The organism is Bradyrhizobium algeriense, assembly GCF_003062295.1.
Lineage (GTDB): Bacteria > Pseudomonadota > Alphaproteobacteria > Rhizobiales > Xanthobacteraceae > Bradyrhizobium > Bradyrhizobium algeriense.
Genome location: NZ_PYCN01000018.1, coordinates 127,059 through 139,051, shown reverse-complemented (window position 1 = coordinate 139,051; position 11,993 = coordinate 127,059). Strand labels below are relative to the sequence as shown.

General features: G+C 65.0%; 13 protein-coding genes. 7 read left to right on the top strand and 6 right to left on the bottom strand.

Translation table 11 applies throughout. The features are described from left to right. Nucleotides 1-32: 32 nt before the first annotated feature. A complete protein-coding gene (locus C7G61_RS28355) occupies nt 33-1,358 on the top strand; it encodes a M16 family metallopeptidase (protein WP_244608508.1) in 1,326 nt (441 codons plus the stop codon). A 144-nt stretch (nt 1,359-1,502) separates the two neighbouring features. Then, the gene (gene arfB / locus C7G61_RS28350; RefSeq protein WP_108519975.1) at nt 1,503-1,922 is read left to right on the top strand and encodes an alternative ribosome rescue aminoacyl-tRNA hydrolase ArfB; all 420 of its coding nucleotides are present in this window, start codon (nt 1,503-1,505) and stop codon (nt 1,920-1,922) included. Between the two features lie 5 nt (nt 1,923-1,927). Here arfB and C7G61_RS28345 read toward each other — a convergent pair whose 3' ends face one another. The 3 genes from C7G61_RS28345 to C7G61_RS28335 form a co-directional block, all read right to left on the bottom strand. Then, entirely contained in the window at nt 1,928-2,461 is a 534-nt protein-coding gene (locus C7G61_RS28345) for an RNA polymerase sigma factor (RefSeq protein ID WP_108519974.1), read from the bottom strand. Further along, complete coding sequence (locus C7G61_RS28340) at nt 2,458-2,682, bottom strand: YgaP family membrane protein (protein ID WP_108519973.1); 225 nt, start codon at nt 2,680-2,682, stop codon at nt 2,458-2,460. Before C7G61_RS28340 ends, C7G61_RS28345 begins: the two co-directional genes overlap by 4 nt. A gap of 178 nt (nt 2,683-2,860) precedes the next feature. Beyond that, nucleotides 2,861-3,163, bottom strand: coding sequence for a hypothetical protein (locus tag C7G61_RS28335; protein WP_108519972.1), 303 nt, complete (start codon nt 3,161-3,163; stop codon nt 2,861-2,863). A gap of 447 nt (nt 3,164-3,610) precedes the next feature. Here C7G61_RS28335 and C7G61_RS28330 point away from each other — a divergent pair, with 447 nt between their 5' ends. The 4 genes from C7G61_RS28330 to C7G61_RS28315 are packed head-to-tail and all read left to right on the top strand — an operon-like array spanning nt 3,611 to nt 6,531. After that, the gene (locus C7G61_RS28330) at nt 3,611-3,946 is read left to right on the top strand and encodes a c-type cytochrome (protein ID WP_108520005.1); all 336 of its coding nucleotides are present in this window, start codon (nt 3,611-3,613) and stop codon (nt 3,944-3,946) included. Then, complete coding sequence (locus C7G61_RS28325) at nt 3,947-4,342, top strand: VOC family protein (RefSeq protein ID WP_108519971.1); 396 nt, start codon at nt 3,947-3,949, stop codon at nt 4,340-4,342. 35 nt (nt 4,343-4,377) lie between these two features. Further along, entirely contained in the window at nt 4,378-4,926 is a 549-nt protein-coding gene (locus C7G61_RS28320) for a Twin-arginine translocation pathway signal (protein WP_108519970.1), read from the top strand. A 36-nt stretch (nt 4,927-4,962) separates the two neighbouring features. After that, nucleotides 4,963-6,531, top strand: a complete 1,569-nt coding sequence (locus C7G61_RS28315) for a GMC family oxidoreductase (RefSeq protein WP_108519969.1) — start codon at nt 4,963-4,965, stop codon at nt 6,529-6,531. A gap of 202 nt (nt 6,532-6,733) precedes the next feature. Here C7G61_RS28315 and C7G61_RS28310 read toward each other — a convergent pair whose 3' ends face one another. Beyond that, on the bottom strand, nt 6,734-7,051 hold the full coding sequence (locus tag C7G61_RS28310; protein WP_108519968.1) for a ribbon-helix-helix domain-containing protein: 318 nt from the start codon (nt 7,049-7,051) through the stop codon (nt 6,734-6,736). A gap of 274 nt (nt 7,052-7,325) precedes the next feature. Here C7G61_RS28310 and mutL point away from each other — a divergent pair, with 274 nt between their 5' ends. Next, nucleotides 7,326-9,137 (top strand): DNA mismatch repair endonuclease MutL, encoded by a 1,812-nt coding sequence (gene mutL / locus C7G61_RS28305; RefSeq protein ID WP_108519967.1) that lies wholly within the window; start codon nt 7,326-7,328, stop codon nt 9,135-9,137. A 135-nt stretch (nt 9,138-9,272) separates the two neighbouring features. Here mutL and rsmD read toward each other — a convergent pair whose 3' ends face one another. Then, nucleotides 9,273-9,836 carry a 16S rRNA (guanine(966)-N(2))-methyltransferase RsmD gene (gene rsmD / locus C7G61_RS28300; protein WP_108519966.1) on the bottom strand — a complete coding sequence of 188 codons (564 nt, stop codon included), beginning with the start codon at nt 9,834-9,836 and terminating at the stop codon, nt 9,273-9,275. A 7-nt stretch (nt 9,837-9,843) separates the two neighbouring features. Beyond that, nucleotides 9,844-11,961 carry a pseudouridine synthase gene (locus tag C7G61_RS28295; RefSeq protein ID WP_108519965.1) on the bottom strand — a complete coding sequence of 706 codons (2,118 nt, stop codon included), beginning with the start codon at nt 11,959-11,961 and terminating at the stop codon, nt 9,844-9,846. Between the last annotated feature and the right edge of the window lie 32 nt (nt 11,962-11,993).

Sequence of the window (11,993 nt, the reverse complement as noted above, 5' to 3'; positions counted from 1 at the left end):
TTTCGATTGGCGCGCAGCGCCTCACATCCGGCCTGATCGCCGGCGCCGTGCTGCTGGTGCTGGCGGCGACGCCGTCGCACGCCGCGGCAAAGATCCAGCGGCTGGTCTCGCCCGGAGGCATCGAGGCGTGGTTCGTGCAGGACGCCACCGTGCCCCTGATCGCGATGGAATATGCCTTCAGCGGCGGCGCCGGCCAGGATCCATCAGGCAAGTCCGGCGTCGGCAACATGGTCGCCAGCCTGCTCGACGAGGGCTCCGGCGATCTCGATTCCAAGACCTTCCACGAGCGCCTCGAGCGCCGCGCGATCGAGCTGAGCTTCTCCTCGACCCGGGATTATTTCCGTGGCTCGTTGCGTATGCTCAAGGACAACAAGGACGAGGCTTTCGGCCTTCTGCATCTGGCGCTGACCTCGCCGCATTTCGACACCACCGACGTCGAGCGCATTCGCGCGCAGGTGCTCTCCGGGCTGCGCCGCGACACCACCAACCCGACCTCGCTGGCGAGCCGCAAATTCCTCGAGACGGCCTTCGGCGATCATCCCTATGGCAGGCAGGGCAACGGCACGCTCGACAGCGTGCCGAAGATCGACGTCGCCGACATGAAGGATTACGTCCGCCGCGTCATCGCCAAGGATACATTGCGCATCGCCGTGGTCGGCGATGTCGATGCCGACACGCTCGGCAAGCTCCTGGACAAGACATTCGGCGGATTGCCGGCCAAGGCCAGCCTGACGGCGATCGCCGAAGTCGAGGCCGCCAAGCCGCCGCAGCGCGCGTTCGTTCCGCTCGACGTGCCGCAGACCGTGGTGACATTCGGCGGTCCCGGCATTCGCCGCCACGATCCGAATTTCATGGCCGCCTATGTCGTGAACCACATCCTCGGCGGCGGATCGTCGTCGCGGCTCTACAGGGAGGTGCGCGAGAAGCGCGGCCTCGCCTATTCGGTCTATGAATCTCTGCTCTGGATGGATCGCTCCGCCCTGTTCATCGGCAATACCGGCACCCGCGCCGACCGCGCCGACGAAACTGTCGACGCGATCGAAAAGGAAATCCGCCGCATGGCCGAGGAAGGCCCGACCCAGAAGGAGCTGGACGAGGCCAAGTCCTACCTCAAGGGTTCGCAGATGCTGGCGCTCGATACCTCCTCGAAGCTGGCCCAGGCGCTGCTGCAGTACCAGCTCGACAAGCTGCCGATCGACTACATCGAGAAGCGCAACGCGCTGGTCGACGCCGTGACGCTCGACGACGCCAAGAAGGCCGCGCAGAAGCTGTGGGGCCAGGGCCTGCTCACCGTCATCGTCGGCCGCGCCCCGCAGGCCGCCGCCCAGTCCGTCGTGGCGCCGCCGAAGGCGAACTGAGGCGCACCGTATTCTCCGTCATGGCCGGGCTTGTCCCGGCCATCCACGTTTTCTATACGCTGATAAGACGTGGATGCCCGGGACGTCTGGCGCGAAGACGCGCTTCGCGCTTTGGCCCGGGCATGACGACGACCGGTGAACGCCATGCTGCGGGTTTCCCGCGACCTCACGATCGACGAAAACGACATCGAGATCGGCTTCGTCCGCGCCTCCGGCCCGGGCGGGCAGAACGTCAACAAGCTCGCCACGGCGGCCCAGCTCCGCTTCGATACGCGCAGGGTCACGCTGCCGGAGGATGCCGCCTTGCGGCTGAACCGGATTGCCGGCCAGCGCATGACCAAGGACGGCGTGATCGTGATCCACGCCCAGCGCTTCCGCACCCAGGAACGCAACCGCGCCGACGCCATCGACCGCCTGCTCGAAATGCTGCGCGAAGCCATGGTAAGGCCGATACCGCGGCGCGCCACCAAGCCGACCTTCGGCTCGAAGCAGCGAAGGCTGGAAGGCAAGAAGCGCCGCAGCGACGTTAAGGCGAAGCGCAACACCGCGCGCTTCGATGATTGAGGCCCTCAATCCCGGATCAGATATTCCCGGATCATCAACCGCGCGCGGTGAATGCGCGCCTTGACGCTCTCGCGCGTCAGCCCAAGAACGCCCACGATCTCGTCGATCGACAATTCCTCGATATCGCGCAGCAGGATCACCTCGCGGTAGTGATCGGGCAGCGACTGGATGGCGCGGGAAAGATCGATGCGAATGTCTTCGGGCCTAAGATGCGCCAGGCGCATTTCCGCATCGTCGCCCGAAGCGTCCGCCATTCCTGCCGATCGGCGCAGCAGGCGGAGGCACGCGCGGCGCGCCACCGCAAACAGCCACGCCGAAAACGACGTCACCGCACGCAGCGTGCCGACCCGCCTGTACAGCAGCAACAGCGTTTCCTGAACCGCGTCGTCGATATCGGCCGCGCGGCAATTGCGCGCGGCATAGCGGCGGATGTCGGGCTGGGCTATCGCGATCAGCGAGACCAGCGCCTCGGTGTCGCCGCCACGCGCGGCCTCGATCAGCGAGGGGTCGCAGCGCCCTGCCCCGGCCAGCGCGGTCATGGCGAAGGAAGCCTCCGGCCGACCATGGCGCACATCGGACAAAAGCCGAAAAAGCCGGTCAGAATCGCGACCGCGCCGGCGCCCGCGATCAAATAGCCGGCCATCGTGCCGGGCATGAAAGGCAGCCCGGGCATGCCGAAAAGCCCGTACGCGATCATCACAACGCCTCCGACCGACCGCATCGCCCGCTCCCAGCCCGGCAAATTCTTGCGATAAAACATAAACAGCTCCCTTTGATTTCGCGAGAGAACCCCAGCGTTCTCCCCCGATAGAGCCGTCCAGCCCGGCATTCGGTTCGCGGACTTCAGGCCAAGCCACAAAAAAACTCCGGCCGCCCATGGCAACCGGAGTTTCTGTTTGGAGAGCAACCCGCGGAGGAGACGGGTGTCCTCCTGGCGCTTATCGGCCGGTCGCTGGAGGGGTCGCCGCCCCGCCCGTGGCCTTGCCCGCTCCGGTGGGCGCTGCGCTACCCGCCCCGACGGTGCCCTTCATGCCGCTCTTCGCGCCGGCCCCCTGGCTGGCGGCGCCCGCCGGCGCAGTGGTGTCCTCGTCCATGCTGCCCGACGCGCCGCCCTGCATGTGCGTTTTGCCCTGCGCGCCGCCGCGGGTCTGTGTGCCGGATGAGGCGCCTTGCGCCAGTACCGGACCGGCAAGCAGAGCCGAGATTGCAACCGCGATCGCCGAGGTTTTCACTAGCTTCATCCATTTCTCCAAGGTTTGGTTGACGAAGAACAGTTCGGCTTCTTCAGGCGCCGTTCACAACCCGAACATGCTCATCGCCGGATCCGTTTGTTATCCGCGAACGGCGCGCCCGCCATGCAAGCCGCGCGATGTGGTGATCGTGCAGGGATTTCTGGGTCATTTTGCGAATCCTTGGCCACACGCAGACCGCATATTCGGCGCCTCTGCAGCTTCCGGAAAGTTCCGTAAAAATATTTTGAACACGTGCATTTGAAGCAAGCCGCCCGAAGATTGGGAGCCCGGCCTGGAGTGCGGCCGCTTTTGTTCTGTCGTGAAACAGCCCGCTACTACCACCGCCTATTTTCCGCGACCTACAGTCCGCGCACGCCAACGGTGAAGCACATGACGAAGCTGCGCACGATATGGGCAATCGGGCTGGGATTTTGCGCCACGTTGCCTGTCGTGACGATGGCCGGCGCACAGATGCCACTGCCCGCCGCCAAACCGCCGGATGGAACGACGCTGTTCAAGCAGCAATGCGCGACCTGCCATACCACCAACCTGTCCGACCCGGCCCGCCAGGGGCCGTCGCTGTTCAAGATCGTCGGCAGACCAGCGGGCAAGGCGGACGGCTTTCGCTATTCCGCCGGCTTCACTGATGCCAATTTCGTCTGGGACGACACCAGGCTTGATGCCTATCTCGCCAATCCGCAGGCGGCGATCCCGGGCTCCAACATGGCCTACCGCCAGCCCAAGCCGGAGACCCGCGCCGCCATCATCGCCTATCTGAAGGAGCTGAACTGAATGGCAAAGCCCGTTCACTCGATGATCCGCGTGTTCGACGAAGCGAAATCGCTGGACTTCTACGCACGCGCCTTCGGTCTTGAGGTCGCCGACCATCTCAAGTTTTCCGATTTCGCGTTGATCTATCTGCGTCATCCCTCCTCGCCGTTCGAAGTCGAACTGACCGTCAATTTCGATCGCAAGGAGCCCTACTCGCTGGGCGACGGCTACGGCCATCTCGCCGTCGTCGTCGATGATGTCGACGCGGAACATGTGAGGTTCGAACGCGAGAGATTGTCACCCGGGCCGCTGCGCGACTTCAAGCATGACGGCAGGACGCTCGCACGCTTCTTCTTCGTCGCCGACCCCGATGGTTACAAGATCGAAGTGATCCAGCGCGGCGGCCGCTTCGGTTAATCGCAATCAACAAACGTTCAATGGAGGACACACCCATGAGAGAAGTCGATCGTCGAAGCAAATATGACCGTCGCGTCTTCCTGAAGGGCGCGGCCGCGACGGTGCCGACCGTCGCGATCGCGACCAGCGCGGGCCTGAGCGTCAGCGACGCCTGGGCCGACGACGCCACGACGCTGACACCAGCGACGCTCAAGACGCTGGTGAAGGTCGCACGCGACATCTATCCGCATGACTTCCTGGGCGACAGCTACTACATCGCCGCCATCAAGCCGTGGGACGGCAAGGCGGCGAAAGATCCGGCCACAAAGTCCCTGATCAATGACGGCGTCGCGCGTCTGGATCAGGAGGCCAACGATCGCCACAAGGTTCCCTATGTGCAGGTGCAGTGGGAGACCGACCGCGTGGCACTGTTGCAGCGCATCGAGCAGACCGCCTTCTTCCAGAAGGTTCGCGGTGACCTCGTCGTCTCCCTCTACAACCAGAAGGAGGTCTGGCCGAAGTTCGGCTACGAGGGCTCCTCCGCCGAGCACGGCGGCTACATCAAGCGCGGCTTCGCCGACATCGACTGGCTCCCGAAGGCTTGAGGCCACCGGCAACGAACCCCAAGGGAGGAAACCCACATGGCAAGATTCGATCTGAATGACAGCGGCGTGGTCGTGATCGTCGGCTCCGGCGCGGGCGGCGGAACGCTCGGCAATGAACTTGCGCAAAAAGGCGTCAAGGTCGTGATCCTTGAAGCCGGATCGCGCATCGAGATGCAGGACTTCGTCAACGATGAATGGGAGAGTTTTACCCAGCTCGCCTGGTCCGACATGCGCACCACATCGGGAAGCTGGCGCGTCGCAAAAGATTTTCCGAACCTTCCGGCGTGGATCGTGAAGGCGGTCGGCGGTTCGACAACGCACTGGGCCGGCGCCTCGCTGCGCTTCGACGAGCATGAGTTCAAGGTCAAGAGCACCTATGGCGGCTTACAAGGCGCCAATCTGCTGGATTGGCCGATCACGCTCACCGAGATGGAGCCGTGGTACGCCAAGGCAGAAGACAAGATGGGCGTCACCCGCACCAACGGCATTGCTGGGCTACCCGGCAACAACAATTTCAAGGTGATGGAAGCCGGCGCGAAGAAGCTCGGCTACAAGACCGTGCACACCGGCAACATGGCGATCAACAGCGAGGCACGCGACGGGCGCGGGGCCTGCCAGCAGATCGGCTTCTGCTTCCAGGGCTGCAAGTCGGGAGCGAAATGGTCGACGCTCTATACCGAAATCCCCAGGGGCGAGGCGACTGGAAATCTCGAGGTGCGCCCCAACAGCATGGTGATCAAGATCGAGCACGACGCGTCCGGCAAGGTCACGGGCGTGGTCTATGCCGACCAGAGCGGCGCGGTGCAGCGCCAGAAGGCGCGGGTGGTGGCGGTCGCGGGCAACTCGATCGAGAGCCCGCGGCTGTTGCTCAACAGCGCTTCGACCATGTTCCCGGACGGCCTTGCCAACTCGTCCGGGCAGGTCGGCCGCAACTATATGCGGCACATGACCGGCAGCGTGTACGCGGCGTTCGAGAAGTCAGTACACATGTATCGCGGCACCACCATGGCCGGCATCATCCGCGACGAAGCGAAGAACAACCCCAAACGCGGCTTCGTCGGCGGCTATGAGATGGAGACGCTGTCGATCGGCGTACCTTTCATGGCGGCGTTCCTGAACCCCGGCGCGTGGGGACGCTCCTTCACCAGCGCGATGGAGTCCTATCCGCGGATGGCCGGCATGTGGCTGGTCGGCGAGGACATGCCGCAGGAAGCCAACCGCATCACGCTGGATCCGAAGGCCAAGGACAAGTTCGGCATGCCGGTGGCGAGCGTGCATTTCGACGATCATCCCAACGACGTCGCGATGCGCAATCATGCCTACAAGCAGGGCGCCGCCGTTTACGAGGCCGTCGGGGCTACCGTGACCTATCCGACGCCGCCCTACCCGAGCACGCACAACCTTGGCACCAACAGGATGAGCGAAAAGCCGAAAGACGGCGTGGTGAACAAGTTCGGCCAGGCCCACGACGTCAAGAACCTGTTCATTTCCGACGGCAGCCAGTTCACCAGCGGCGCCGCCTGCAATCCGACGCTGACGATCGTCTCACTGGCGATCCGGCAGGCAGACCACATCGCCGGCGCGATGCAGCGCAAGGAAATCTAGAGCATGATCCGGAAAAGTGGCCCCCGGTTTTCCCTCGCGACAAACGCGGAACGCGTTTGCGCGGAGATCATGCTCAAATCAAAGAGATAGAGCGGGATGACGATTCGAAGAAAAGTCATCCCGCTCTAGGCTCGCGCAAAAAATGAAGCGGCTCGGTCCGGAATGGGACAGAGCCGCTTTGCTTTAACCAGCGTTCGAAAATCTATTCGGCCGCGTCGAGCATGGCGGGAGCACTGCCACGAAATTCCGGCACGACGACCGCGCTCCTGGCGCGATAGATCAGACAGGAGCAACGCAACAGCGAGGCAAAATTCTTGACCTCACCGTGGTGGTCGAGAACCTCGTCGTGCAGCGTGGTAAGGAATTTTGCGAGGCTCATCCCCTCCTTCGCCGCAATCTCCTCCAGCGTGTCCCAGAACGACATTTCCAGCCGGATCGAGGTGCAATGGCCGCCCATCCGCAGCGATCGGGTCTGCGATTCATAGTCGCGTTGGGGCTGGTGCGCGAACAGATGGCACATGGTGTTCCTCCGGGCAGATTATAATTTTTCTAAACGATATACCTGACCACGCGACCTCACAATCCCGAGTCCAATCCCAAGGACCAATCCCAGGACCATTTCCAAGTCCATCCCAAGTCGTTGTGAGCCGCCGGGAACGAAGCTGAGCATCTTCAAGGCGATAGTCTGCCTTCATCCCCAGCCGGGCATTGTTTCGGCTTCTTCCCATGCATTTGCGACCTCGAGCGCCTAGAATGGTGGTTCAGCCTCGAATCGACACTCAAGCCCCCATCCCATGCCCGTCCGCCAACTCCCCGAACAGGTCGTCAACCGCATCGCCGCCGGCGAGGTGGTCGAACGTCCTGCGAGCGTGGTGAAGGAACTGGTCGAAAACGCCATCGATGCCGGCGCCAGCCGCGTCGACATTTTCACCGACGGCGGCGGCCGGCGGCGGATCGGCATCACCGACGACGGCAGCGGCATGACCCATGGCGACCTTGCGCTCGCCGTCGACCGCCACGCCACCTCCAAGCTCGACGACGAGGATCTCTTACGCATTCGCACGCTGGGGTTTCGCGGCGAGGCGCTGCCCTCGATCGGCGCGGTCGCGAAGCTCGGCATCACGACGCGCCACGCCAGCGAGCCGCACGCCTGGTCGCTGTCGGTCGAAGGCGGCGTGAAATCTGCGATCATGCCGGCGGCACTGTCGCAAGGCACCCGCGTCGAGGTCAGCGATCTCTTTTATGCGACGCCGGCGCGGCTGAAATTCCTCAAGACCGATCGCACCGAGGCCGAAGCGATCCGCGAAGTGGTGCGGCGGCTGGCGATGGCGCGGCCCGATATCGCCTTCACATTGGCCGGCGAGGAACGCGCGCCGGTGACCTGGGCCGCAGCGCTGCCCGGCGCCGCGGGCCGGCTGACCCGGCTCGGCGATATCCTGGGAAGCGAATTCCGTTCGAGCGCCATCGAAGTGCGCGCCGAGCGCGAAGGCGTCGTGGTCGAGGGCTTTGCCGCCGCCCCCTCGCTGACCCGCGCCAACGCGCTCGGACAATATCTGTTCGTCAACGGTCGCCCGGTCCGCGACAAGCTCATTCTCGGCGCCGTGCGCGCGGCCTATTCCGATTACCTGCCGCGCGACCGTCATCCCGTGGTGGCGCTGTTCGTGACGACAGATCCGCAGGAGGTCGACGCCAACGTGCATCCGGCCAAGACCGAGGTGCGATTTCGCAACGCCGGCCTCGTCCGCGCGCTGATCGTGCACGCACTGAAAGACGGCCTCGCCCGCGAGGGCCGGCGCACCGCCGCCAATACCGACGGCGCGGCGCTGTCGGCGTTCCGTCCCTCCTTTACGCCGCGCCCGAGCAACTGGGACTGGCGCAGTTCGCCGGCCTATCCGGTGAACCCCGCGCCTTCATTCGGAGGCTCTATAGCGTCTGCACTCGCCGAAGCGGGACAGGCCGCCTTCGATGTCGGCACGCCGACCGCCGACGTGCGCTTCGAGGCGCAGCCCTCCGCCGACATGCTCGACCGCCCGCTGGGCGCGGCGCGGACGCAGATCCACGAGACCTACATCGTGTCGCAGACCCGCGACGGCCTGGTCGTGGTGGACCAGCACGCGGCGCATGAGCGCATCGTCTATGAGAAGCTGAAGGCGTCGCTGGCGAAGAATGGCGTGCAGCGGCAGATACTGCTGATCCCCGAGATCGTCGAGCTGGATGAGGCCACGGTCGAGAAATTACTCGATCGCGCCGTGGAGCTGGCGACGTTTGGATTGGCGATCGACTCTTTCGGCCCCGGCGCGGTGGCGGTACGCGAGACGCCGTCGCTGCTCGGCAAGGCCAATGCCGCCGGACTATTGCGCGATCTCGCCGAGCACATGGCCGAATGGGACGAGGCACTGCCGCTGGAGCGGCGTTTGATGCATGTCGCCGCCACCATGGCCTGCCACGGCTCGGTCCGCGCCGGGAGACGCCTCAAGCCGGAAGAAATGAACGCGCTGCTGCGCGAGATGGAAGACACGCCGAATTCCGGCCAGTGCAACCACGGCCGGCCGACCTATGTGGAATTGAAGTTGAGCGATATCGAGAAGCTGTTCGGGCGGAGATAACCGTCGTCCCGGGCAAGCGTAGCGCGACCCGGGACCCATAACCACCGATGTCAGACTTCTGGCGCGATGGGGCCGCAGCTCGAACCATCGTCGGCGGCGGTGGTTATGGGTCCCCACGTTCGCGGGGACGACAGATCAGGGCGCGGTAACGGCCCGCAAAAACACGAACTCCGTATCGTCATATGCGCGCCGCTCGAGCTCCTCGAAACCATCGGGCGCCGCAAACGCCGCGGCCTTCGCTTCCTCCACCACCACAAGCGCCCTCGGTGTCAGCCAGCCGCCATCGCGCAGCGAGGCCAGTGCCCTGTCCGCGAGTCCCTTGCCGTAGGGCGGATCGAGAAAGGCCAGCGAGAACGGCTCCATCGGATGCGCCGGGCCGAGATTGGTGGCATCGCGGCGATAGACTTTTGTCACGCCGCCCAAACCCAGCGCCTCGACATTATTGCGCAACAGCGCACGCGCTTCGGCGCCGTTGTCGACGAACAGCGCGAATGCCGCGCCACGCGACACCGCCTCGATGCCGAGCGCGCCGGTGCCGGCAAACAGGTCGAGCACGCGCGCGCCTTCGATCGGATCATCGTAGGCGTGGATCAGGATGTTGAACACGGACTCGCGCAACCGGTCCGCCGTCGGGCGGATCGCCTGCGAGGATGGCGAGGCCAGATTACGGCCCTTCAATCGTCCGCCGACGACACGCATCGCCCAACTACTCGTCCCGCGGCGTCAGATCGCGCTTGCCGTGATAGCCGCGCTTCGGGCGGCGCGGCGGGCCGTAGCCGTTGGCCTCTTCCTCGTTGCGCGCACGCGCCTCCTCGCTGCCGGTGCGCTGCACCAGCACGCGGCGGCCCTTGCGGTCGGCGATCAGCGCGCTTTTTCCCGCGGGCTTGAACGGCTTTTTGCCGCGCGGCGCCTCAGTCTCTTCGTCGTCGGACTTTTCGCCAGATTTTTCACCTTGCATCGGCCGGTTGAAATCGGCGCCGGCGAGCGTTGCGATCTTCTCGCCGAGCTGCTCGCGCAGCACACGCGTCTTGACCTCTTCGACCTGGCCCTCGGCGAGTTCGCCGAGCTGGAACGGCCCGTAGGAGACGCGGATCAGCCGGTTCACCTCGAGGCCTAGATGCGCCATGACGTTGCGGACTTCGCGGTTCTTGCCTTCGCGGATCGCAAACACCAGCCAGACATTGGCGCCCTGGTCGCGCTCCAGCGTCGCATCGATCGAACCGTATTTGACGCCGTCGACCTCGACGCCCTTCTTCAGTTCGTCGAGCTGCGCCTGCGTGACGTCGCCATGGGCACGGACGCGATAGCGCCGCAGCCAGCCAGTGTCGGGCAGTTCGAGCGCGCGCGCCAGCCCGCCATCATTGGTGAGCAGCAGCAGCCCCTCGGTGTTGAAGTCGAGCCGGCCGATCGAGATCAGCCGCGGCAGGCCTTCCGGCAGATTGTCGAACACCGTCGGCCGCCCCTCGGGGTCGGCATGGGTCGTCATCAGGCCGCGCGGCTTGTGATACATGAACAGCCGCGTGCGCTCGCGCGGCGGCAACACCTTGCCGTCGACGGCGATGGTGTCGTTGGCGGTGACGTCGAGCGCCGGCGAATTGATGACGCGGCCGTTGACGGTGACGCGGCCCTGCGTGATCCATTCCTCGGCATCGCGGCGCGAGGCGAGGCCAGCGCGGGAAACCACCTTGGCGATGCGCTCGCCGGATTTCTTGACGCGTGGCGGCTGCGGCGCGCGCTTGTCGAATTCAGGTTGGCGCTCGCGATAAGCGCCACGGCCGCCGAACGCCGGACGTTTTGCAAAAATCTTGCTGTCGTCCTCGTTCTCGCGACGCGGCCGATCGTCACCCGCTTCACTGCGCGGATGCTCCTGCCAGTCGGTGCGGCCTTCGGGCCTTTGGCGAGGACGGTCGAATTTCGGGCGATCTTCACGCGAACGCGAAAAGCGCGGACGCTCCCCGCCGCCGCGGTCGTCGCGAGATCGGTCAAAGCGCGGCTTGTCGAAATTGCGCGCACCGTCACGGGCGGGACGGGAGTCACGCTCGCCGCGATCCTCACGCTTCTGCCACGGCTTTGAATCGCCGCGATCGGGGCGGTCACCAAAATTCTTGCGCGGGCCACGGTCCGGCGCGCCGCGCGAGAACTTCTTGTCACCGCCGAATTTTCTCTCAGGCCGGTCACCACGGGGGCGATCGCCATCGCGCGACGGCCGGGCACTAAAGGGCCGATCGCCACGCGGACGGTCGCTGTCTTTACGAAAACCCTCGCCACGCGGCGTATAGGGCCGCTTCTCGCCGCCGCCTTCTCGCGGGGTATAGGGCTTCTTGTCGCCAAATTTCCGATCGGAGAAACGTCCAGCCGGACGCGCATCGTCGCGATCACTGCGCGGAGGCCGGTCGTCACGATTAAAATTCGGCCGGTCGCCGCGTGGTGTGTACGGGCGCTTCTCATCACCACGATCTTCGCGCGGCTTGAACGAACGCTTTTCACCGTCGCCACCGCGTGGCGGACGGCCAGCAAACGGCCGATCGCCGCGCGGGCGCGGCGCGTCGCCGAAATCCCGGCGCGGCGGACGGTCGCCGTCTCGGTCGCGCTTGCCGGCGTAGGGCTTGCCCGCACCCGAATAGGGCTTCTTGCCGAACGACTTCGCACCGTCGGACTTCCCGGCATAGGGACGCCGCTCGCCGGCGCCTTCACCCTTTCCGGCAAACCCGCGCTTGGCGAACTTCTTCTCAGGCCCCCTCGCGGTCCCGGAGCGGCCTTTACCGCCGGACGGCCGGTCACGCCGGCCGCGGGAATCGTTGTTTTTGTCGCTATCGCGGGGCATGAATGGTCTCTCGGTACAGGTAAAATGGCTAT

Coding starts and splice junctions, on each gene's coding strand:
- arfB (WP_108519975.1), top strand. CDS start 1,503: ATGCTGCGGGTTTCCCGCGACCTCACGATCGACGAAAACGACATCGAG.
- C7G61_RS28345 (WP_108519974.1), bottom strand. CDS start 2,461: ATGACCGCGCTGGCCGGGGCAGGGCGCTGCGACCCCTCGCTGATCGAG.
- C7G61_RS28340 (WP_108519973.1), bottom strand. CDS start 2,682: ATGTTTTATCGCAAGAATTTGCCGGGCTGGGAGCGGGCGATGCGGTCG.
- C7G61_RS28335 (WP_108519972.1), bottom strand. CDS start 3,163: ATGAAGCTAGTGAAAACCTCGGCGATCGCGGTTGCAATCTCGGCTCTG.
- C7G61_RS28330 (WP_108520005.1), top strand. CDS start 3,611: ATGGCCGGCGCACAGATGCCACTGCCCGCCGCCAAACCGCCGGATGGA.
- C7G61_RS28325 (WP_108519971.1), top strand. CDS start 3,947: ATGGCAAAGCCCGTTCACTCGATGATCCGCGTGTTCGACGAAGCGAAA.
- C7G61_RS28320 (WP_108519970.1), top strand. CDS start 4,378: ATGAGAGAAGTCGATCGTCGAAGCAAATATGACCGTCGCGTCTTCCTG.
- C7G61_RS28315 (WP_108519969.1), top strand. CDS start 4,963: ATGGCAAGATTCGATCTGAATGACAGCGGCGTGGTCGTGATCGTCGGC.
- C7G61_RS28310 (WP_108519968.1), bottom strand. CDS start 7,051: ATGTGCCATCTGTTCGCGCACCAGCCCCAACGCGACTATGAATCGCAG.
- mutL (WP_108519967.1), top strand. CDS start 7,326: ATGCCCGTCCGCCAACTCCCCGAACAGGTCGTCAACCGCATCGCCGCC.
- rsmD (WP_108519966.1), bottom strand. CDS start 9,836: ATGCGTGTCGTCGGCGGACGATTGAAGGGCCGTAATCTGGCCTCGCCA.
- C7G61_RS28295 (WP_108519965.1), bottom strand. CDS start 11,961: ATGCCCCGCGATAGCGACAAAAACAACGATTCCCGCGGCCGGCGTGAC.